The 20,687-nt window shown below is 71.4% G+C and carries 18 protein-coding genes; 10 read left to right on the forward strand and 8 right to left on the reverse strand.

The annotated features are described in order from the left end of the window. Positions 1-5 precede the first annotated feature (5 nt). Positions 6-797 (forward strand): protein phosphatase 2C domain-containing protein, encoded by a 792-nt coding sequence (locus ACF1GV_RS21805; protein ID WP_391683366.1) that lies wholly within the window; start codon positions 6-8, stop codon positions 795-797. 28 nt (positions 798-825) lie between these two features. Here the strand turns inward: ACF1GV_RS21805 and ACF1GV_RS21810 are convergent, their stop codons facing one another. Further along, positions 826-1,317 (reverse strand): MarR family winged helix-turn-helix transcriptional regulator, encoded by a 492-nt coding sequence (locus ACF1GV_RS21810; RefSeq protein WP_391683369.1) that lies wholly within the window; start codon positions 1,315-1,317, stop codon positions 826-828. A gap of 244 nt (positions 1,318-1,561) precedes the next feature. Here ACF1GV_RS21810 and ACF1GV_RS21815 point away from each other — a divergent pair, with 244 nt between their 5' ends. Continuing rightward, positions 1,562-2,383, forward strand: a complete 822-nt coding sequence (locus tag ACF1GV_RS21815) for a lysozyme (RefSeq protein WP_391683371.1) — start codon at positions 1,562-1,564, stop codon at positions 2,381-2,383. Positions 2,384-2,456: 73 nt separating this feature from the next. Here ACF1GV_RS21815 and lon read toward each other — a convergent pair whose 3' ends face one another. After that, a complete protein-coding gene (gene lon / locus ACF1GV_RS21820) occupies positions 2,457-4,871 on the reverse strand; it encodes an endopeptidase La (protein ID WP_391683373.1) in 2,415 nt (804 codons plus the stop codon). A gap of 208 nt (positions 4,872-5,079) precedes the next feature. Between lon and ACF1GV_RS21825 the strand changes: the two genes are divergently transcribed. After that, complete coding sequence (locus tag ACF1GV_RS21825) at positions 5,080-5,727, forward strand: GNAT family N-acetyltransferase (RefSeq protein ID WP_391684021.1); 648 nt, start codon at positions 5,080-5,082, stop codon at positions 5,725-5,727. A 77-nt stretch (positions 5,728-5,804) separates the two neighbouring features. On the opposite strand, the gene ACF1GV_RS21830 is transcribed toward ACF1GV_RS21825, so the two are convergent. Next, positions 5,805-6,626 carry a rhomboid-like protein gene (locus tag ACF1GV_RS21830; RefSeq protein WP_391683375.1) on the reverse strand — a complete coding sequence of 274 codons (822 nt, stop codon included), beginning with the start codon at positions 6,624-6,626 and terminating at the stop codon, positions 5,805-5,807. 276 nt (positions 6,627-6,902) lie between these two features. On the opposite strand from ACF1GV_RS21830, the gene ACF1GV_RS21835 reads away from it, so the two are divergent. The 5 genes from ACF1GV_RS21835 to ACF1GV_RS21855 all read left to right on the forward strand — a co-directional run bounded on the left by ACF1GV_RS21835 (position 6,903) and on the right by ACF1GV_RS21855 (position 13,924). Further along, positions 6,903-7,580, forward strand: coding sequence for a spermidine synthase (locus ACF1GV_RS21835; protein WP_391683378.1), 678 nt, complete (start codon positions 6,903-6,905; stop codon positions 7,578-7,580). Between the two features lie 124 nt (positions 7,581-7,704). Further along, positions 7,705-8,442, forward strand: a complete 738-nt coding sequence (locus ACF1GV_RS21840) for a response regulator transcription factor (RefSeq protein ID WP_103781389.1) — start codon at positions 7,705-7,707, stop codon at positions 8,440-8,442. After that, positions 8,439-9,548: a sensor histidine kinase gene (locus ACF1GV_RS21845; RefSeq protein WP_391683381.1), complete on the forward strand. Its 1,110-nt coding sequence runs from the start codon at positions 8,439-8,441 to the stop codon at positions 9,546-9,548. Before ACF1GV_RS21840 ends, ACF1GV_RS21845 begins: the two co-directional genes overlap by 4 nt. A 291-nt stretch (positions 9,549-9,839) precedes the next feature. Beyond that, complete coding sequence (locus tag ACF1GV_RS21850) at positions 9,840-13,658, forward strand: multifunctional oxoglutarate decarboxylase/oxoglutarate dehydrogenase thiamine pyrophosphate-binding subunit/dihydrolipoyllysine-residue succinyltransferase subunit (RefSeq protein ID WP_391683383.1); 3,819 nt, start codon at positions 9,840-9,842, stop codon at positions 13,656-13,658. An 86-nt stretch (positions 13,659-13,744) separates the two neighbouring features. Beyond that, positions 13,745-13,924: a DUF6104 family protein gene (locus ACF1GV_RS21855; protein WP_003992906.1), complete on the forward strand. Its 180-nt coding sequence runs from the start codon at positions 13,745-13,747 to the stop codon at positions 13,922-13,924. A gap of 64 nt (positions 13,925-13,988) precedes the next feature. Here the strand turns inward: ACF1GV_RS21855 and ACF1GV_RS21860 are convergent, their stop codons facing one another. Then, the gene (locus ACF1GV_RS21860) at positions 13,989-14,840 is read right to left on the reverse strand and encodes a hypothetical protein (protein ID WP_391683386.1); all 852 of its coding nucleotides are present in this window, start codon (positions 14,838-14,840) and stop codon (positions 13,989-13,991) included. A 130-nt stretch (positions 14,841-14,970) separates the two neighbouring features. On the opposite strand from ACF1GV_RS21860, the gene ACF1GV_RS21865 reads away from it, so the two are divergent. Both ACF1GV_RS21865 and ACF1GV_RS21870 read left to right on the forward strand, forming a co-directional pair. Continuing rightward, on the forward strand, positions 14,971-15,924 hold the full coding sequence (locus tag ACF1GV_RS21865) for a DUF4097 domain-containing protein (protein WP_391683389.1): 954 nt from the start codon (positions 14,971-14,973) through the stop codon (positions 15,922-15,924). 1 nt (position 15,925) lies between these two features. Beyond that, positions 15,926-16,966: a PadR family transcriptional regulator gene (locus ACF1GV_RS21870; RefSeq protein ID WP_391683392.1), complete on the forward strand. Its 1,041-nt coding sequence runs from the start codon at positions 15,926-15,928 to the stop codon at positions 16,964-16,966. Positions 16,967-16,979: 13 nt separating this feature from the next. Here the strand turns inward: ACF1GV_RS21870 and ACF1GV_RS21875 are convergent, their stop codons facing one another. The 4 genes from ACF1GV_RS21875 to ACF1GV_RS21890 all read right to left on the reverse strand — a co-directional run bounded on the left by ACF1GV_RS21875 (position 16,980) and on the right by ACF1GV_RS21890 (position 20,524). Continuing rightward, positions 16,980-17,546 (reverse strand): Clp protease N-terminal domain-containing protein, encoded by a 567-nt coding sequence (locus ACF1GV_RS21875; RefSeq protein WP_391683395.1) that lies wholly within the window; start codon positions 17,544-17,546, stop codon positions 16,980-16,982. Continuing rightward, the gene (locus tag ACF1GV_RS21880; protein ID WP_318201438.1) at positions 17,546-17,755 is read right to left on the reverse strand and encodes a helix-turn-helix domain-containing protein; all 210 of its coding nucleotides are present in this window, start codon (positions 17,753-17,755) and stop codon (positions 17,546-17,548) included. Before ACF1GV_RS21880 ends, ACF1GV_RS21875 begins: the two co-directional genes overlap by 1 nt. Positions 17,756-17,858: 103 nt before the next feature. Continuing rightward, positions 17,859-18,824: a zinc-binding dehydrogenase gene (locus ACF1GV_RS21885; protein ID WP_363262581.1), complete on the reverse strand. Its 966-nt coding sequence runs from the start codon at positions 18,822-18,824 to the stop codon at positions 17,859-17,861. A gap of 476 nt (positions 18,825-19,300) precedes the next feature. Next, a complete protein-coding gene (locus ACF1GV_RS21890; protein ID WP_391683399.1) occupies positions 19,301-20,524 on the reverse strand; it encodes an NADP-dependent malic enzyme in 1,224 nt (407 codons plus the stop codon). Between the last annotated feature and the right edge of the window lie 163 nt (positions 20,525-20,687).

Consider the following 20,687-nt stretch of genomic DNA (forward strand, 5'->3'; position numbering starts at 1 on the left):
GCCGGATGCGTACGGAACTCGTCTCGGAACCCGGCGACCCGCTTCGCCCCAACGAGGACTTCGCCGGCATCGGAGTACCCGCCTCCGGACAGGGCGCGTCACTCGTCGTCCTGGACGGGGTGACGCCGCCCCGGGAGGGCGGGACGGGCTGTCTGCATTCGGTCCCCTGGTACACGGCACGGCTCGGCGGAGCACTGACCGAACTGACCGTTTCGCTCCCGGATGTTCCCCTGGCCGAGGCCCTCGCCCGCGCCATCGCGCGTACCTCCGCCGCACACGCGGGAACCTGTGACCTTTCTCACCCGCGCACCCCGCAGGCAACCGTGGTCCTGGCCCGCTGGTCCGCACGGTCCGTCGAGTACCTGGTGCTGTCCGATTCAGCGCTGCTGGTGCAGTCTCCGCACGGCACGGTCACGGCGGTTCTCGACGACCGGCTGGCCCGGCTGCCGCGCGCCGCGCTGGCCACGGACGAGATGATCGACGCGCACCTGCGCAACAAGGAGGGCGGCTTCTTCACGGCGGCGGCCGACCCCTCGGTGGCGGACCGCGCGGTCACCGGCTCCCTGCCGCGCGAAGAGGTGACCGCGCTGGCCGCGCTGACGGACGGGGCGGCGCGCTGGTCGGAGAAGTTCCGCGAGGGCGACTGGGCGGACTGCCTCGGGCTGATCCAGAAGGAGGGCGCCCAGGCCCTGGTCGCGCGCGTCCGTTCCCTGGAACGCGCGGACGCACACGCGCGCGCCCACCTGGGCGGCAGCAAGACCCACGACGACGCGACGGTGGTCTACGCGGAGCTGTGAGGCACGGGAGCGCCCTGGGGCAGGCCCGTCACTTCTCCATCCCCCGGTTCAACTGGTTCAGCAGCCGGGCCAGTTCCGCCACCTCGCGGCGGTTCCAGTGGGCGAGCTTGCTGACGTAGCGGGCGCGGCGGGCGTCGCGGACGCTGCCGACCCGGCGGTGACCCTCCTCGGTGAGGTGGACCAGCCAGGCGCGGCCGTCGGCCGGGTCCGGTTCGCGGGCCACCAGGCCGAGCTCCTCCAGGGCCCTGAGCTGGCGGGACATGGTGGCCTTGCCGACGCCGATGTAGGCGGCCAGTTCGGTGGCGCGCTGCCGGCCGCACTCGTCCAGCCGGACCAGCAGGCCGTAGGCGGCCGACTCCAGGTCCGGGTGGACCTCGCGGGCCATCTCCCCCTGACTGGCGCGGGCCCGGCGCAGGAAGACCGTCAGCTCGCGTTCCAGCGCCAGGAACTCCTGGTCCACACCACTCGGCGACGTCCCGGGTTCGCCCCGATGCTCCGCGCCGTTCGCGTCCTCGTGCACGTCAGTCCCCTGATCCGGTTTCCCGATCCTGAAAGTTTCCGCCAGGCGCCCGCCATCGCCGCAGCTTGGTCAGTATTTCGCAGGGCTAGACCAACGGCAGCGTTCGGACCCCTTCCCTCCGTACGGTCTACGTGCGTAGCTTCTTTTACCAGGCCCTGACTGCCATGCCCACGCCAGTGGTTATCGGGCCAACCTGTGCAGCACGTCGTCCAGCGTTCCCCACCGACGCCTTCGGAGGCACGTCATGCCCGTGCACAGACCCGGTTTTGCACGCCGCCGCCTGCTCGCCCCCCTCGCGGCAGCCGGCCTCGCGGTCCTCTCCCTCGCCCTGCCCGCGTCCGCCCGAAGTGCCGACGTCCCCGCCCGCGGCTCCGCCTACATGGGCATGGGCGTCCTGGCCCACGACGGCCAAAGCGGCACGCCCAGCACCGGTGACGCCACCCAGACGGAAGGCGTCGACGTCTCCGCCTACCAGGGCAAAGTCGCCTGGTCCACCCTGTGGAGCAGCGGCGTGCAGTGGTCCTACGTCAAGGCCACCGAGGGGACGTACTACACGAACCCCTACTTCGCGCAGCAGTACAACGGCTCGTACAACGTCGGCATGATCCGCGGCTCGTACCACTTCGCGACACCCGACACCACCAGCGGCGCCACCCAGGCCAACTACTTCGTCGACCACGGCGGCGGCTGGTCCCGCGACGGCAAGACCCTTCCCGGCGCCCTCGACATCGAGTGGAACCCCTACGGCGCCGCCTGCTACGGCAAGACGCAGAGCGGGATGGTCACCTGGATCCGCGACTTCCTGAACCAGTACAAGGCCCGTACGGGCCGCGACGCCGTGATCTACACGGCGACCAGCTGGTGGACCCAGTGCACCGGCAACTACGCCGGCTTCGCCACCACCAACCCCCTGTGGATCGCCCGGTACGCCACCGACCCGGGCACACTGCCGGCCGGCTGGGGTTACTACACGATGTGGCAGTACACCTCCTCCGGCCCGACGGTCGGTGACCACGACAAGTTCAACGGGGCCTACGACCGGCTCCAGGCACTCGCCAACGGCTGACATCGCCGCTCGTACGGCGAAGGCCCGGGTCTCCCTCACGGGACCCGGGCCTTCCCTCATCCGGCGGCGTCCGTCACGCCGCCACCGGAACCTCCGGCGTCGCCTCGCTCGTGGCGGGCGCGAGCGCCAGTTCCAGGACCTGGCGCACGTCGGTCACCGCGTGGACGTCGAGCTTGTCCAGCACCTCGGCGGGGACGTCGTCCAGGTCGGGTTCGTTGCGCTTGGGGATGATCACGGTGGTCACCCCGGCGCGGTGGGCGGCGAGCAGCTTCTGCTTCACGCCGCCGATGGGCAGCACCCGGCCGGTCAGCGAGACCTCGCCGGTCATCGCCACGTCGGTGCGGACCAGACGGCCGGAGAGCAGGGACGCCAGGGCAGTCGTCATCGTGACGCCGGCGCTGGGGCCGTCCTTGGGGACCGCTCCGGCCGGGAAGTGGATGTGCACGCCCCGGTCCTTCAGGTCGCCCACCGGCAGCTCCAGTTCCGCGCCGTGGCTGCGCAGGAAGCTCAGCGCGATCTGCGCGGACTCCTTCATCACGTCACCGAGCTGACCGGTGAGGGTCAGTCCGGCCGCGCCGGTCTCCGGGTCGGCCAGGGACGCCTCGACGAAGAGGACGTCACCGCCGGCGCCGGTGACCGCGAGGCCGGTCGCCACGCCGGGGACGGCGGTGCGGCGCTCGGCCGGGTCCTGCGCGGACTCCGGAACGTGGTGCGGGCGGCCGATCAGGTCGCGCAGGTGGTCCGCGGTGACCGTGAAGGGCAGCTCGCGCTCGCCCAGTTCGTGCTGGGCGGCCACCTTGCGCAGCAGACGCGCGATGGAGCGCTCCAGGGTGCGCACACCGGCCTCGCGGGTGTACTCGCCGGCCAGCTTGCGCAGGGCGCCCTCGTCGAGGGTGACCTCCTCCTTGTTCAGGCCGGACCGCTCCAGCTGACGCGGCAGCAGGTGGTCGCGGGCGATGACGACCTTCTCGTCCTCGGTGTAGCCGTCGAGGCGGACGATGTCCATGCGGTCGGCGAGCGCCTCGGGGATGGCCTCCAGGACGTTGGCGGTGGCGAGGAAGACGACGTCCGACAGGTCGAGCTCGACCTCCAGGTAGTGGTCGCGGAAGGTGTGGTTCTGCGCCGGGTCGAGGACTTCGAGCAGGGCCGCCGCGGGGTCGCCGCGGAAGTCGGAGCCGACCTTGTCGATCTCGTCGAGCAGGACGACCGGGTTCATGGAGCCGGCCTCCTTGACGGCCCGCACGATCCGGCCGGGCAGCGCCCCGACGTACGTACGGCGGTGACCGCGGATCTCGGCCTCGTCGCGCACCCCGCCGAGGGCGACGCGGACGAACTTGCGGCCCATGGCGTGGGCGACGGACTCGCCGAGGGAGGTCTTGCCGACGCCGGGCGGGCCGACGAGCGCGAGGACGGCACCGCCGCGCCGCCCGCCGACGACGCCCAGGCCGCGGTCGGCGCGGCGCTTGCGGACGGCCAGGTACTCGGTGATGCGTTCCTTGACGTCGTTCAGCCCGGCGTGCTCGGCGTCCAGGACGGCCTTGGCGCCCTGGATGTCGTAGGCGTCCTCGGTGCGCTCGTTCCACGGCATCTCCAGGACCGTGTCGAGCCAGGTGCGGATCCAGGAGCCCTCGGGCGAGGCGTCGGAGGCGCGCTCCAGCTTGTCGACCTCCTTGAGGGCGGCCTCGCGGACCTTTTCCGGGAGGTCGGCGGCCTCGACGCGGGCGCGGTAGTCGTCGGACTCCTCGCCCTCCTTCTCGCCGTTCAGCTCGCGCAGTTCCTTGCGGACGGCCTCCAGCTGGCGGCGCAGCAGGAACTCGCGCTGCTGCTTGTCGACGCCTTCCTGGACGTCCTTGGCGATGGTCTCGGCGACGTCCTGCTCGGCGAGGTGGTCGCGCAGCTGCTGGGTGGCGAGCTTGAGGCGGGCGACCGGGTCGGCGGTCTCGAGCAGCTCCACCTTCTGCGCGGTGGTGAGGAAGGGTGAGTAGCCGGAGTTGTCGGCGAGGGCGGAGACGTCGTCGATGGCCTGGACGCGGTCGACGACCTGCCAGGCGCCGCGCTTCTTCAGCCAGGTGGTGGCGAGCGCCTTGTACTCCTTGACCAGTTCTTGCACGTGGCCCGGGACGGGGTCCGGCTGTGTCTCGTCGAGCTGTGTGCCCTCGACCCACAGCGCAGCACCCGGGCCTGTGGTCCCGGCACCGATCCGGACGCGGCTGCGGCCGCGGATCAGGGCGCCGGGGTCGCCGTCGGCCAGCCGGCCGACCTGCTCGACGGTGCCGAGGACACCGGTGCTCGCGTAGGTCCCGTCGATGCGTGGCACGAGCAGGACCTTGGGCTTTCCGGCCTCGGAGCCGGCGGCGGCCTGCGCGGCCTCCACCGCGGCGCGCACTTCGGAGTCGCTCAGGTCCAGCGGAACCACCATCCCGGGCAGCACGACCTCGTCGTCGAGCGGCAGCACAGGCAGAGTGAGCGATGCGGACGTCGAAGCCATGATCTCCCTTTCGGCAGTCAAGTTGAGTTGTATCGACTCAATGCTTGGGAGTCGGCAGATGTTCCCAAGCCGGTGTTCGCTGTGAGCGATCAAGGACACGGGCGCCCGGAAAGGTCACGGGAGGGGCTCGCGCACCGACCCGTCACGTAATAGCCTATGTGGGCTAGTGGCTATTACCGCGATCTGGCACGGCGGACGGGAGACCGGAGTGGACACGATCGTGCGGTCCTGGGTGGAGGGGTGGGTCGTGTCGCGGGGCGCGGCGCCGCCGGCGGCACGGGAGTGGGGCTGGACCATCGACGTCGGACGGCCGGACCACGTCAGCAGGCACGTGTTCGGCGGCGTCGGCGAGGCCGTCTCAGAGACGGCCGTACGGAAGGTGGCGGACACGGTGACCGGGGCGGGGGTGCAGTTCAAGGCGTTCCGGGATCCGGCAGAGGTCGGCGGCTGGCTCGGCGACGGCTGGTGGATCGACCCAGAGCCGGGCTGGCTGATGTCCGTCCCGCTGACGGCGTCCGCCCCGGCGCCCGCCGTCCCGGACGGTTACCGGCTGCGCACGTGGACGCGTGGCGGTGTGCTGCGCGCCCTCGTCACCGCGCCGGACGGCTCCTGGGCGGCGAGCGGGCAGATCGCGCCGACCGGCCCGACCGCGGTGGCGGACATGATCGAGGCCTCGCCGGAGCACCGCCGCCGGGGCCTGGGCACCCTCGTGATGCGCACCCTCCAGCGGGGTGCGGCGGACGCGGGCGCGCGAACGGGCGTGCTGGCCGGGACGCCGGACGGGCGGGCACTGTACGAAACACTGGGGTGGCGGACGGTCGCGCCGCTGACGAGCGCTAGGCGGGTGAAGGACTGAGGGGGCGGGGGGGGGGGGGGGGGCCCCCCCCCCCCGGGCGGGGGGGGGGGGGGGGGGGGGGCCCCCCCCGCGCCCCTTCACGCCCGCGACGGCCCGCCGTGCTGCGCGGTGGCCGCCCAGCGGCGCAGGCGGGGCCAGGTGGTGATGCCGATCGTCAGCGCTATCGCGTGACCCCAGCTGGTGAGGGGGTCGTAGGGCGACAGCAGGTCCTGGCCGATGATCAGCGCGACCCAGGCGAGCAGGGGCCAGCGCAGCCAGGGTCTCAGCAGCCCGGCCAGCGCGCCCACGCCCGCGGCGACACCGAAGCTGATGCCGTAGTCGAGGCGGTGCAGCGAGGTGTCCGGCAGGTGTCCGGTGGCGACCGCGAACCCGACCGGCACCTCTGTCGCGAGGGTCGCCAGCACATGCCCGCACAGGAAGACGCCGGCCGTGCGCAGACCGCCGACGCGCCGCTCCAGCGCGGTCAGGACGAGCAGAAAGCCGAGCGCGTACGGCGAGAGCACCCCGCCGGCGATCCACAGCGCACTGCCGACGAGCACCAGCACCGGGTGCCGCGCCAGGTGCGCCACGTCCGTACTGGACCCCTGCTGCAGCGCCTGCACGACGGCGGGGTCGGCGTACGCGGCGACGAGCGAGGTGAAGGCGAGCACGGCGGCGTAGGCGAAGGTGAAGGGGGTCGCCCGGGGAGTGGGCAGCAGCCGCCAGGGGCGTACCGCCCGCAGCCGGCCGCGGGGAGCCGGCGTGGCCTCGACGGCAGCGGCGGACGGCGCGACGGGTGCCTGCGGGCCGCCGCGCCGCGGCTGGCCGGGCATGCCGTCCAGCAGCCGGGTGAGATCCGGCAGATCGGCCGGAAGGGGCGCGTCGGGAGGCGTCCTGTCGACCCTCGCAGTGCGTTCCACGGTGAGGCGCTCCTTCCGTCGCCCCCCACCTTTCGGGTCCCACCCACCCGCTGTCTGTGATCCACGCCACGCGTGACCGGATTCTCAGCAACCTCTCAAGGTTCTTACGCGTCCGCCGCCGATCCCCGTCGCCCCGGCGCGCGTTCCGGCGTACCCGCCCCGGCGTCCCGTGGCCCGCGCCCCGCGTCCCACGAACGGGTGCTCCGGCGCCGTCCGAGCCCGCCGCCTCCCGTAATTCCCGTTCCCGCAAAGCCCCGTTCATGCAGGATGGGGTCCATGTCCACGACGTACGACAGTCCCGAGGTCCTGGACCGCCGCGAGGGTCCCTACGGCGAGGTCGTGCTGCGGCGGCACGGCGAGTTGCTGCAGATCATCGCCAACGGGTGCTTTCTGATGGACACCTCCGACGGCCGCAGCGAACGGCTGCTGGTCGACGCCGCCCTGGAGGCACTCGGCGAACGCCCGGCGCCGCACGTGCTGATCGGCGGGCTGGGCGTCGGCTTCTCGCTGGCCCATGCTGCTGCGAATTCGCGGTGGGGCCGGATCACCGTGGTGGAAAGGGAATCCGCCGTCATCGACTGGCACCGCGGCGGGCCGCTCGGCGGGCTCTCCCACGAGGCGCTGGCCGATCCGCGTACCGAGGTCGTCCACGACGACCTCGTGGACTACGTCAATGAGACATCCGCCACGTTCGACGCCCTGTGCCTGGACATCGACAACGGCCCCGGCTGGACCGTCACGGACGGCAATGACGGACTGTACTCACCGGCCGGACTGGCAAGCTGCGCAAGGACGTTGAGACCCGGCGGGGTGCTCGCGGTGTGGTCGGCCCAGCCGTCACCGGATTTCGAAGAAACCTTGGGGAATGTCGGGTTCCAGCAGGTGCGTACGGAAGAGATCCCCGTTGCCCGAGGCGTTCCCGACGTCGTGCACCTCGGGATCCGCCCTGAATAGCAAAGCCGTGGTGACTCCCCGTACGCTGCTTCCCTGGCGCGGATCATTCAAGCGTCAATCGCAGTCACGCGCAGACCGAGGGATCACCCCACTGATTCCGGAAAGCACACTTCAGGGGCGGGCGATGGAGCAGACACACACCTCCCAGAGCGGCACGACGGCGACCCCCGGCGCGCAGCGGCGGGTCCTGGTCGTCGAGGACGATCCGACGATCGTCGACGCCATCGCGGCCCGCCTGCGCGCCGAGGGATTTCTCGTGCAAACCGCGGGTGACGGCCCGGCGGCCGTCGACACCGCCGAGGCCTGGCAGCCCGATCTGCTGATCCTCGACATCATGCTGCCCGGCTTCGACGGGCTCGAGGTCTGCCGGCGGGTGCAGGCGCAGCGGCCGGTTCCGGTGCTGATGCTCACCGCCCGCGACGACGAGACCGACATGCTGGTCGGGCTGGGCGTCGGGGCCGACGACTACATGACCAAGCCGTTCTCGATGCGGGAGCTGGCCGCCCGCGTGCACGTGCTGCTGCGCCGGGTGGAGCGGGCCGCGCTGGCCGCCGCCACGCCGCGCAGCGGTGTGATGCGCCTGGGCGAGCTGGAGATCGACCACGCGCAGCGCCGGGTCCGGGTGAAGTCGGAGGACGTGCATCTGACGCCCACCGAGTTCGACCTGCTGGTGTGCCTGGCGAACACTCCGCGCGCGGTGCTCTCCCGTGAGCAGCTGCTGGCGGAGGTGTGGGACTGGGCGGACGCCTCGGGCACCCGCACGGTCGACAGCCACATCAAGGCGCTGCGCCGGAAGATCGGTGCCGAGCGGATCCGCACCGTGCACGGTGTGGGCTACGCGCTGGAGACGCCGACGCCATGAGCGACGGGCGGCCGGCCGCACGGCGGCGTCCCGGGGATCCCTGGGGCGGCGTACGCCCGTTCTCGATCAAGACCAAGCTGGGTGTGCTGGTCGTCATCGCGGTGCTGATCACCACGGGACTGATGATGATCGCCATGCGCACCCGGACGGAGCTGCGCTTCATCACGGTCTTCTCCATGATCGCCACGCTGCTGATCACGCAGTTCGTGGCGCATTCGCTGACCGCGCCGCTGGACGAGATGAACACCGTGGCCCGGTCGATCTCGCAGGGCGACTACACCAGCCGGGTGCGGGAGAGCCGTCGTGACGAGCTGGGCGACCTCGCCCAGACGATCAATGTGATGGCGGACGAGCTGGAGGCGCAGGACCGCCAGCGCAAGGAGCTGGTGGCGAACGTCTCGCACGAGCTGCGCACGCCCATCGCGGGTCTGCGGGCGGTGCTGGAGAACATCGTGGACGGCGTCACCGAGGCCGATCCCGAGACCATGCGCACGGCGCTGAAGCAGACCGAGCGGCTGGGCCGGCTGGTGGAGACGCTGCTGGACCTGTCCCGGCTGGACAACGGCGTCGTACCGCTGAAGAAACGTCGCTTCGAGGTGTGGCCGTATCTGTCCGGCGTGCTGAAGGAGGCCAACATGGTCGCCTCGGCGCGCGCGGGCATCGCCTCCGGCTCCGGCAGCCACACCCGCGCCGACGTCCATCTGCACCTGGACGTCTTCCCGAGCGACCTGACCGCGCACGCCGACCCGGAGCGCATCCACCAGGTCGTCGCCAACCTCATCGACAACGCGGTTAAGCACAGCCCGCCGCACGGCCGGGTCACGGTCAAGGCGCGGAGCGGGAAGGCACCCGGCTCACTGGAGCTGGAGGTCCTGGACGAGGGGCCCGGCATTCCCGAGTCGGAGTGGCACCGCGTCTTCGAGCGGTTCAACCGGGGTGTGGTCGCGCGGCCGCACGGTCCCGGCAGCGACGGCGGCACCGGGCTCGGCCTGGCGATCGCGCGCTGGGCCGTGGACCTGCACGGGGGCCGCATCGGCGTGGCCGAATCCGAGCGAGGTTGCCGGATCCTTGTCACTCTTCCAGGAGAGCCGACCGTCCAAAGTTGACGTAGGGTTCGAAACGGAGCCTCAAGATCCACGAGCGTTCGCGCCGACGGACACGTGTGATCAGGCACACGTCCGCACGCCCCGCGTGCAGGGCCCTCGTCGCCGTACCCCGGCGCGCCTCTTTCACACCGGAACCACGCTTGTTTCCCGCCATTTCAAGCGCCGAAACACGGGCTGAGATGTGACTTACGCGACGATGAACGGGCCCGACCTGACCTTCACCCTCAGGGAGGCGTAGCCTTTATTCCCGCTGTCCATCACCTTGTGAAGCGGAAGAGGGCGGTTGCCGCCGTGTCGCCACAGTCCCCCAGTAACGCATCGAGCGCACCTACGACCGACGCCGACCAAGCGGGAAAGAACCCCGCTGCCGCGTTCGGTCCCAATGAGTGGCTCGTCGATGAGATCTATCAGCAGTACCTCCAGGACCCGAATTCGGTAGACCGTGCCTGGTGGGACTTCTTCGCCGACTACAAGCCGGGGGCGGCAGGAGCCCCGGTTGCGTCGGGTAGCGCGGCCGCGGGGGCCGCGCAGACCCCCACCCAGGCGCCCGCCCCGGCCCCCCGGGCCGCCGCGCCGGCCGCTCCGGCTCCCGCGGCTGCGAAGCCCGCGGCCGCCGCTCCGGCTCCGGCCCCCGCTCCCGCCCCCGCGGCGAAGCCCGCCCCCGCCCAGGCTCAGCCGGCGCGTCCCGCACAGGCGCCCGCTCAGCCCCAGGCGAAGGCGGAGCCCGCCAAGGAGGCCCCCGCGGGCCCGGAGCTCGTGACGCTGCGCGGTCCGTCCGCCGCGGTCGCGAAGAACATGGACGCCTCGCTGGAGATGCCGACCGCCACCTCGGTGCGCGCGGTCCCGGTGAAGCTGCTGTTCGACAACCGCATCGTCATCAACAACCACCTCAAGCGTGCCCGCGGCGGGAAGATCTCCTTCACGCACCTCATCGGGTACGCGATGGTGCAGGCCGTCAAGGCCATGCCGGCGATGAACTGGTCGTACCAGCTCAAGGACGGCAAGCCCACCCTGGTCAAGCCGGAGCACGTCAACCTCGGTCTCGCCATCGACCTGGTCAAGCCCAACGGCGACCGCCAGCTCGTCGTCGCGGCGATCAAGAAGGCCGAGACGCTGAACTTCTTCGAGTTCTGGCAGGCCTACGAGGACATCGTCCGCCGCGCCCGTGACGGCAAGCTGACGATGGACGACTTCACCGGTGTCACGGTCTCCCTGACCAACCCCGGCGGCCTCGGCACCGTCCACTCCGTGCCGCGGCTGATGCCCGGCCAGTCGGTGATCATGGGCGTCGGCTCCATGGACTACCCGGCGGAGTTCCAGGGCACCAGCCAGGACACCCTGAACAAGCTCGGCATCTCGAAGGTCATGACGCTCACGTCGACCTACGACCACCGGGTCATCCAGGGCGCCGCCTCCGGCGAGTTCCTGCGGATCGTCGCGAACCTGCTGCTCGGCGAGAACGGCTTCTACGACGACATCTTCGAGGCGCTGCGCATCCCCTACGAGCCGGTCCGCTGGCTCAAGGACATCGACGCCAGCCACGACGACGACGTCACCAAGGCCGCCCGTGTCTTCGAGCTGATCCACTCCTACCGGGTCCGCGGCCACGTCATGGCCGACACCGACCCGCTGGAGTACAAGCAGCGCAAGCACCCCGACCTGGACATCGTCGAGCACGGCCTCACCCTGTGGGACCTGGAGCGCGAGTTCGCCGTCGGCGGCTTCGCCGGCAAGTCGATGATGAAGCTGCGCGACATCCTCGGCGTGCTGCGCGACTCGTACTGCCGCACCACCGGCATCGAGTTCATGCACATCCAGGACCCCAAGCAGCGCAAGTGGATCCAGGACCGCGTGGAGCGCCCGCACTCCAGGATGGAGCGCGAGGAGCAGCTGCGGATCCTGCGCCGCCTGAACGCCGCCGAGGCCTTCGAGACGTTCCTGCAGACGAAGTACGTCGGCCAGAAGCGCTTCTCCCTGGAGGGCGGCGAGTCCGTCATCCCGCTGCTGGACGCGGTCATCGACTCCGCGGCCGAGTCGCGCCTGGACGAGGTCGTCATCGGCATGGCTCACCGCGGCCGCCTGAACGTGCTGGCCAACATCGTCGGCAAGTCGTACGCGCAGATCTTCCGCGAGTTCGAGGGCAACCTCGACCCGAAGTCGATGCACGGCTCCGGCGACGTGAAGTACCACCTGGGCGCCGACGGCACCTTCACCGGCCTGGACGGCGAGCAGATCAAGGTCTCCCTGGTCGCGAACCCCTCCCACCTGGAGGCCGTCGACCCGGTCCTGGAGGGCGTCGCCCGCGCCAAGCAGGACATCATCAACAAGGGCGGCACGGACTTCACGGTCCTGCCGGTGGCGATCCACGGCGACGCGGCCTTCGCGGGCCAGGGCGTGGTGGCCGAGACCCTGAACATGTCGCAGCTGCGCGGTTACCGCACCGGCGGCACGGTCCACATCGTCATCAACAACCAGGTCGGCTTCACCGCGGCCCCCGAGTCCTCGCGTTCCTCCATGTACGCGACGGACGTGGCCCGCATGATCGAGGCCCCGATCTTCCACGTGAACGGCGACGACCCCGAGGCCGTCGTCCGTGTCGCGCGGCTGGCGTTCGAGTTCCGCCAGGCGTTCAACAAGGACGTGGTGATCGACCTCATCTGCTACCGCCGCCGCGGTCACAACGAGTCGGACAACCCGGCCTTCACCCAGCCGCTGATGTACGACCTGATCGACAAGAAGCGCTCGGTGCGCAAGCTGTACACCGAGTCCCTGATCGGTCGCGGCGACATCACCCTGGAAGAGGCCGAGCAGGCGCTGCAGGACTACCAGGGCCAGCTGGAGAAGGTCTTCACCGAGGTCCGCGAGGCCACCTCGCAGCCGGCCGGTGTCGACTCCGCCGAGCCGCAGGACGGCTTCCCGGTCGCGGTCCCGACCGCGATCTCCACGGAGGTCGTCAAGCGGATCGCCGAGTCCCAGGTCAACGTGCCCGACCACATCACCGTCCACCCGCGTCTGCAGCCGCAGCTGCAGCGCCGGGCGGCCATGGTCGAGGACGGCACGATCGACTGGGGCATGGGCGAGACCCTGGCGTTCGGTTCGCTGCTGCTGGAGGGCGTGCCGGTCCGTCTGGCGGGCCAGGACTCCCAGCGCGGCACCTTCGGCCAGCGCCACGCGGTCATCATCGACCGCAGCACCGGCGAGGAGTACACGCCGCTGCAGTACCTCTCCGAGGACCAGGCGCGGCTGAACGTCTACAACTCCCTGCTGTCCGAGTACGCGGCCATGGGCTTCGAGTACGGCTACTCGCTGGCCCGCCCGGACGCGCTCGTGCTGTGGGAGGCCCAGTTCGGCGACTTCGTCAACGGCGCCCAGACGGTGGTGGACGAGTTCATCTCCTCCGCCGAGCAGAAGTGGGGCCAGACCTCCGGCGTCGTCCTGCTCCTGCCGCACGGCTACGAGGGCCAGGGCCCGGACCACTCCTCGGCCCGCCCCGAGCGGTTCCTGCAGCTGTGCGCGCAGAACAACATGACGGTCGCCATGCCGACGTCTCCGGCGAACTACTTCCACCTCCTGCGGTGGCAGGTGCACAACCCCCACCACAAGCCGCTGGTCGTCTTCACGCCGAAGTCGATGCTGCGCCTGAAGGCCGCCGCCTCGAAGGCGGAGGACTTCACCACCGGGCAGTTCCAGCCGGTGATCGGCGACACCTCGGTGGAGGCGAGCGCGGTCCGCAAGGTCGTCTTCTGCTCCGGCAAGGTCTTCTACGACCTCGACGCCGAGCGCAGGAAGCGGGGCGTCACGGACACCGCGATCATCCGTCTGGAGCGCCTGTACCCGCTGCCGGGTGCCGAGCTGCAGGCCGAGATCGCGAAGTACCCGAACGCCGAGAAGTACCTGTGGGCCCAGGAGGAGCCGGCCAACCAGGGCGCCTGGCCGTTCATCGCCCTGAACCTGATCGACCATCTGGACCTGGCGGTCGGCGCGGACATCCCGGCCGGCGAGCGCCTGCGCCGCATCTCGCGTCCGCACGGCTCGTCCCCGGCCGTCGGTTCCGCCAAGCGGCACCAGGCCGAGCAGGAGCAGCTCGTGCGCGAGGTGTTCGACGCGTAACCGCTCCCGCGGGTCGTACATGACCGGGCCGCACCCCTGCTCAAGGGGTGCGGCCCGGCCGTTTGCGCCCACTTATCCTTGACCTCATGTACTTCACCGACCGAGGCATCGAAGAACTGGAGAAGCGGCGCGGCGAGGAGGAGGTCACCTTCGAGTGGCTCGCCGAGCAGTTGCGGACGTTCGTCGATCTGAACCCGGACTTCGAGGTCCCGGTGGAACGCCTGGCGACGTGGCTGGCGCGGCTGGACGACGAGGACGACGAGTAACACCTCGCGGGCGTCGGCAGGGCGCTCCCGGGCGCCCTGGGCCGCCCTGGGGGCCTTTCTCCGGTCAGTCGCGGGGGTGGGTGATTCCGTACGTCAGGCCCAGGGCGCCGTGGGCCAGCAGCAGCGCCCCCACCGCCGCCCAGCCACCTCTGTGCCGCCGTAGGCCCCACAGGGCGAGCGAGAGGCCCGTCGTGAGCTGGGCGGCGCCCAGGGCGCGAGCCTGCGGGGTGGCGGACCAGGGCAGGCAGGGGGCCAGGGCGGCGCGCTCGACGGCGTCGAGTTCACCGCGCAGCGTCTCACGCAGACCGTGCCGGTCCAGCTCGCGGACGCCATGACGCCTCAGGGCGGCTTCCCGGAGCCGGTCGGCGGCGGCGCCCGGATCGAGGCCGGGCGGCAAGGCGACGCCGGCGCGGGTGAGGACCGCCAGGAGGCCGCGCAGCCGGGCGCGGGCATCGGCGGACGCGTCGGGGCGGGTGAGCTGCTCCAGGGCCTGCACGTCCAGGACCGGGTCGAGGCCGAGCCGGGCGGCGAAGGTGCGCATCGCCTCGTCCTCCCCGGCGGCGGTGCCGTTGGCCAGCCAGACGTAGCCGACAGGGCGGCGGAACCCCGCGGCGAGGGTGTAGCCGGCGCGGTCGGTGTCCCACCACAGGGCGAGCACGGGCCAGGTCGCGGCGACGGCCAGGGCGGTGGCCCAGCCGGTGAGGACCCGGTCGACCGGTTCGCCGCCGTGCCGCCAGGGACCTCCCTCGGGCACGAGGACGCTCCATCCCTCGCCCGCCTCGGCGAGCAGCATGGGATCGCGCAGCAACTGGGCGGTGGGGGCGACGGCCGCGGGCGCGGCACGGCACAGCAGCAGCGCGCCGGTCGCGGCACCGCCCGACGGGCGGCTGCGACCCTGGGCGTCTTCCGTCGGCATGTCCCCACGCTAAGGCCGCGTCACCGCCGCCCGCTCCCCCTGATCACCAGAACGGGTGTCTTGACTTCCCGGGACCGCGATATATCGTGAATCTCGTAAGACGCGATATGGCGTGTCGAGGAGGTCTTCCATGTCCGAGTGGTCCGTCGCAGAACCGCAGAAGCTCACCTTCGACGAGCCGGTGAGCGAGCTCCACGTGCGCATCGTCAACGGCACGGTGAACGTGGTGGGCGCGGACGAGGGTGCCGCCCGCCTGGAGGTCTCCGAGATCGAGGGCCCGCCCCTGCTCGTCACCCAGCAGGGCGGCACCCTGACGGTGGCGTACGAGGACCTGCCCTGGAAGGGCTTTTTGAAGTGGCTCGACCGCAAGGGCCGGCGGCGCAGCGCCGTCGTGTCCCTGGCCGTCCCGGCGCACACGCGCGTGGAGGTGGGCGTGGTCGGCGCCGAAGCCGTGGTCTCCGGCGTCGACGGCCGCGCCGAGGTCAAGGGGGTCACCGGGGACACCACCCTGGTCGATCTCGGCGGCCCGGTGCGCGCCGACACGGTCTCGGGGAACGTGGAGGCGCAGGCCCTGCGCGGCGATCTGCGCTTCAACTCCGTCTCCGGCGACCTGACCGTGCTGGACGGTTCCGGTTCCGCGGTCAGGGCGGACTCGGTGAGCGGCTCGATGATCGTGGACCTGGACCCCGCGGACCACCCCACCGACGTCAGTCTGACCAGTGTCTCGGGCGAGATCGCGATCCGTCTGCCCCACCCGGCGGACACCCGGGTGGAGGCGAACACCGCGAGCGGCTCGGTCTCCAACGCCTTCGAGGTCCTGCGGGTCACCGGTCAGTGGGGCGCCAAGCGGATCACCGGCCGGCTCGGCGCGGGCAACGGCCGGCTGAAGGCGACCACCGTCTCCGGCTCCATCGCCCTGCTGCGGCGGCCCTTGGCCGAGGACGAGCCCTGGGAGGCAGGGCCGCACGGCGACGGCCCGGCCTCCGGCGCCGGCGGCACCTCGGGGGACAATTCCGTTTCCGGTCCGGGCGCGGGTGACTCCGGGACCCCGGCCGACGGCACGACCGACAAGAAGGTGCTCTGACATGCCTCCCGTCTTCGCCCACGGCCGCCTGCGTCTGTACCTGCTGAAGCTCCTGGACGAGGCCCCCCGCCACGGCTACGAGGTGATCCGCCTCCTGGAGGAGCGCTTCCAGGGGCTGTACGCGCCGTCGGCCGGCACCGTCTACCCGCGCCTGGCGAAGCTGGAGGCCGAGGGCCTGGTCACGCACACCACCGAGGGCGGCCGCAAGGTGTACGCCATCACCGACGCCGGCCGCGCCGAGCTGGCCGACCGCAGCGGTGAACTGGCCGATCTGGAGCTGGAGATCCGCGAGTCGGTCGCCGAGCTGGCCGCCGAGATCCGCGCCGACGTGCGCGGCGCCGCAGGCGACCTGCGCCGCGAGATGCGCGCGGCGGCGAGCGAGGCCCGCCGCCGCCGGACGAGCCGCGCCCACGACACCCCGGACATGTCCGGCCTCACCGACGCCGACGCCGACGCCGACGACAAGGAGGCGTGGCGCGCCGCCAAGGAGGAGATGCGCCGCGTCAAGCAGGAGTGGAAGGAGCAGGCCCGGCGCGCCAAGGACGAGAGCCGCCGGGCCCGCGAGGAGGCCGAGCGTGCCCGGCGCCAGGCCAAGGACGCCCAGGAGCGGGCCCGCGCCCAGGCGCAGGAGGAGCTGCAGCGCGTCGCACGCCGGGTGCAGGAGCAGGTGCAGGACCACTTCGCGCGGGGCGACTGGCCGACGGGCGTAAAGGAGGGGCTGACCGAGCTGGCCAAGGAGTTCGGCGACTTCGGCAAGGACTTCGCCTGGGGCCGTACGGCCTCCGGCAGGCCGTACGCGCAGCCCGAGTACGAGCAGACGCCGGAGGACTTCCCGGCCGTCTACGAGCCCGCCTGGGCCCACGAGCCCCTGACGGGTGAGCCGGCCCGCGACCTCGACCGGCTCCTGGACCGCTTCCGCGACGACATCCGCGACGCGGCCCGCGACCACGGCGTCGACGCCGACCAGTTGCGCGACGCCCGCCGCCATCTGTCCACGGCGGCGGCCCACATCGGAGCGATATTGCGCACCCCGAAGGCATGACGCGACGGCCGGTTCAGCCGGCCTTCGCCTCACCCCCGCCGTACAGCACCCGGGTCACCGACGCATGTGTCACCCCGTGATCGGCGAGCACCTCGGCCGGCACGCCCGGCAGTACGGTCAGGGCCAGCAGCAGATGCTCGTCGCCGATGTGCCGGTCGCGCCGCGCGAGGGCCATCCGCAACGACTTCTCCAGTACGTCCTTGGCCTCGCGGCTGAAGCGTGGCCGCTGCCCGGACCACCGCCGCCCGTCCCTGGTGTCACCGGCCATGGCCCCCACCCCGTGGGCCTCCTCCATCCGGGCGATGATCTCCTCCACGTCGATCCCCAGCCCCGCCAGCGCGTCCGCGTCTGCCCGGGTCAGCCCGGCCCGCCGCCGCGCCTCTCCCAGGTCCCGCCGTACCGACTCCCGCCAGTCATCGCTCCCCAGAGCGGCAAGCGCGAACGATCCCCAGCTGCCCTCCTGATCGAGCAGTGCGAGCAGCAGATGCCCGGCACCGACCGTCTGCGCGCCCTCCCTTCCCGCACAGGCGACCGCCCCCTGGACCACACCCCGGGCGTCCTTGGTGAACCGCTCGAACATCAACGCCTCCCGTACTTCTTGTGCACGGCCTGCCTACTGACCCCGAGCTCCGCGGCGATCTCCTGCCACGACCAGCCCTGATTCCGGGCACTGCGCACCTGCACCGCCTCCAACTGCTCCAGCAGCCGACGCAGCGCGGCGACGGCCCGCAGGCCCACCCGCGGATCCCGGTCTCCCGCCCGCTCGGCGAGATCGATGGCTTCACTCATGCCAGTCAACCTACGTTGACACTCCACCCCTGTCAACGACAGTTGACACCAAGGGCACGAAAAGGGCGGGCCCGAACGCGGACCCGCCTCAGTCGAACCGAACTCAGGAGTTGGCGAGCACGACCTTCCCGAACAGCTCCCCGGACTCGATCCGCTCGAAGCCCTCACGGGCCCGCTCCATGGGCAGCACCTCGTCGATCACAGGCCTGACCCCGGTGGCGGCGCAGAAGGCGAGCAGATCCTCCAGCTCGTCCTTGGTCCCCATGGTCGACCCGACGATCTTCAGCTCGAGGAAGAAGATCCGCGTCAGCTCCGCGTGCGAGGGCCGGTCCCCGCTGGTGGCCCCGGAAATGACGAGCGTGCCCCCGGGCCGCAGCGACTTCACGGAGTGCGACCACGTGGCGGCGCCCACGGTCTCGATCACCGCGTCCACCCGCTGCGGCAGCTTCGCCCCGGACTCCAGGGCCTCTACGGCCCCCAGTTCCAGCGCCCTCTTGCGCTTGGCCTCGTCCCGGCTGGTCGCGAAGACCCGCAGCCCCGCGGCCTTGCCGAGCGCGATCGCGGCGGTGGCGACACCACCACCCGCGCCTTGCACCAGCACGGAGTCACCGGGCCGGACACCGGCATTGGTGAACAGCATCCGATAGGCCGTCAGCCAGGCGGTCGGCAGACAGGCGGCCTCCTCGAACGACAGCTCCTTCGGCTTCGGCAGCACGTTCCACGTCGGTACGGCCACCTGCTCGGCGAAGGTCCCCTGATACCGCTCGGTCAGGATCGACCGGGGCTCCTTGGGCCCGACGCCGTGACCGCTCTGGCCGATCACGGAGTGCAGGACGACCTCGTTGCCGTCCTCGTCGACACCGGCGGCGTCACAGCCGAGGATCATCGGCAGCTTGTCCTCTGCGAGGCCCACGCCGCGCAGGGACCACAGGTCGTGATGGTTGAGGGAGGCGGCCTTGACGTTGACGGTGCTCCACCCGGGACGGACCTCAGGAGCGGGACGTTCCCCCAACTCCAGACCGTTCAACGGCTGGTCGCGGTCAATTCGAGCGGCATAGACAGCGAACATGCCCCCGACGATAGGTTCCCCACGCCCCGCGTGGAACCACAGCACGCTGTGACACACACCCTCTTGCGCACAACCGCCACGACGGACGTGTTGACCTGCGCACCCGGCATCTCGTGACGCCCGGCGTCGGTGCTGGCCGGGGGCGGGGGGTGTCCGCCCGCAGTGGCCGGCACCGGGCAAGGGCGCCGTCGTCGGGGACGGGCGGCCGGACCGAGGACGGACACCCCCCACCCCGGCCCCGACCCACAACGCACCGCAGGTGCGACACCAGCCACCCACGCACCGCAACGGACCGCCGCAGGCACAAAAAGGGGCGCGGGGCTGTATTCGACATGCGGCTCCGCCGCGTGGGCGCGACCAGCCCCGAAACCCGCACCCGAAACACCACCCGGCGCCGCAGGCAGACGCAAACGACCCCGCCCACCCAGGACGGGGTCATCAGCCAAGCCGGTCGACCCGGTCAAGCCGGCGCAGCGCTACCGCCGCGCCACCCCCTCCGCCCGAGCCGCAGCCGCAACCGCCGCCGTGACGGCCGGCGCCACCCGCTCGTCGAAGGGCGACGGGATGACGTAGTCCGCGGCCAGGTCGTCCCCGACCACCGCCGCCAGCGCCTCAGCCGCCGCGATCTTCATGCCTTCCGTGATCCGCGTGGCCCGCACCTGCAGCGCGCCCGCGAAGATGCCCGGGAACGCCAGCACGTTGTTGATCTGGTTCGGGAAGTCGGACCGCCCGGTCGCCACGACCGCCGCGTACTTGTGCGCGACGTCGGGGTGGACCTCCGGGTTCGGGTTGGCCATGGCGAACACGAACGCGCCCTCGGCCATGGACGCCACCGCGGCCTCCGGCACCGTGCCGCCGGAGACGCCGATGAACACGTCGGCGCCGGCCAGCGCGTCCTCGAGCGATCCGCTCAGCCCGGCCTTGTTCGTGAACGAGGCCAGCTCCCGCTTCACGGACGTCAGGTCCTCGCGGTCCGCGGACACGACACCCTTGCGGTCGGTGACGGCCACGTCCCCGATCCCGGCCTCGATCAGCATCTTCGCGATGGCCACACCGGCCGCACCCGCGCCGGAGATGACGGCGCGCAGCTGCCCGATCTCCCGCCCGCTCAGCCGCGCGGCGTTCCGCAGCGCCGCCAGGGTCACCACGGCCGTACCGTGCTGGTCGTCGTGGAAGATCGGGATGTCCAGCCGCTCCTGCAGCTTCCGCTCGATCTCGAAGCACCGCGGCGCCGAGATGTCCTCGAGGTTCACACCACCGAAGGACGGCGCGAGGCGCACCACGGTCTCGACGATCTCGTCGACGTCGGTGCAGGCGAGCGCGATCGGCACCGCGTCGACGCCGCCGAACTGCTTGAAGAGGATCGCCTTCCCCTCCATGACCGGAAGGGAGGCCTCGGGGCCGATGTCCCCGAGTCCCAGCACCGCCGTGCCGTCGGTCACCACGGCGACCACGGACGACTTCCAGGTGTAGTCGTTGACCAGGTCCGGCTGCTCCGCGATCGCGGTGCACACGCGCGCGACGCCGGGGGTGTACGCGAGGGACAGGTCGTCCTTGTCGCGGATCGGCACGGTGGCCTGCACGGCCATCTTGCCGCCGCGGTGCAGGGCGAACGCAGGATCGAAGGAATCGAGGGGCTCCGCACCGCCCTCCTGATCCGCTTTGCTCTCGCTGCGAGGATTGACGATCTCCGCTGCCACTTTCTCTTTACCCCTTAAGTATTCATGGTTTGAGGGTTTTCTAACCGCCCCTGGTGAGGGGCGGGCGGGCACCGCGTACGGCCCGGTTTGACTGATGCGTACGGGCACCTACGCGACGGGCGCGCCGCACACGCGCCCTGAGCCCCGGATGAGGGGTGTAAAG

The organism is Streptomyces sp. NPDC014006 (assembly GCF_043088925.1).
In the GTDB taxonomy this organism is placed as follows: domain Bacteria; phylum Actinomycetota; class Actinomycetes; order Streptomycetales; family Streptomycetaceae; genus Streptomyces.

Coding starts and splice junctions, on each gene's coding strand:
- ACF1GV_RS21805 (WP_391683366.1), top strand. CDS start 6: ATGCGTACGGAACTCGTCTCGGAACCCGGCGACCCGCTTCGCCCCAAC.
- ACF1GV_RS21815 (WP_391683371.1), top strand. CDS start 1,562: ATGCCCGTGCACAGACCCGGTTTTGCACGCCGCCGCCTGCTCGCCCCC.
- lon (WP_391683373.1), bottom strand. CDS start 4,871: ATGGCTTCGACGTCCGCATCGCTCACTCTGCCTGTGCTGCCGCTCGAC.
- ACF1GV_RS21835 (WP_391683378.1), top strand. CDS start 6,903: ATGTCCACGACGTACGACAGTCCCGAGGTCCTGGACCGCCGCGAGGGT.
- ACF1GV_RS21840 (WP_103781389.1), top strand. CDS start 7,705: ATGGAGCAGACACACACCTCCCAGAGCGGCACGACGGCGACCCCCGGC.
- ACF1GV_RS21845 (WP_391683381.1), top strand. CDS start 8,439: ATGAGCGACGGGCGGCCGGCCGCACGGCGGCGTCCCGGGGATCCCTGG.
- ACF1GV_RS21855 (WP_003992906.1), top strand. CDS start 13,745: ATGTACTTCACCGACCGAGGCATCGAAGAACTGGAGAAGCGGCGCGGC.
- ACF1GV_RS21860 (WP_391683386.1), bottom strand. CDS start 14,840: ATGCCGACGGAAGACGCCCAGGGTCGCAGCCGCCCGTCGGGCGGTGCC.
- ACF1GV_RS21865 (WP_391683389.1), top strand. CDS start 14,971: ATGTCCGAGTGGTCCGTCGCAGAACCGCAGAAGCTCACCTTCGACGAG.
- ACF1GV_RS21870 (WP_391683392.1), top strand. CDS start 15,926: ATGCCTCCCGTCTTCGCCCACGGCCGCCTGCGTCTGTACCTGCTGAAG.
- ACF1GV_RS21875 (WP_391683395.1), bottom strand. CDS start 17,546: ATGTTCGAGCGGTTCACCAAGGACGCCCGGGGTGTGGTCCAGGGGGCG.
- ACF1GV_RS21880 (WP_318201438.1), bottom strand. CDS start 17,755: ATGAGTGAAGCCATCGATCTCGCCGAGCGGGCGGGAGACCGGGATCCG.
- ACF1GV_RS21885 (WP_363262581.1), bottom strand. CDS start 18,824: ATGTTCGCTGTCTATGCCGCTCGAATTGACCGCGACCAGCCGTTGAAC.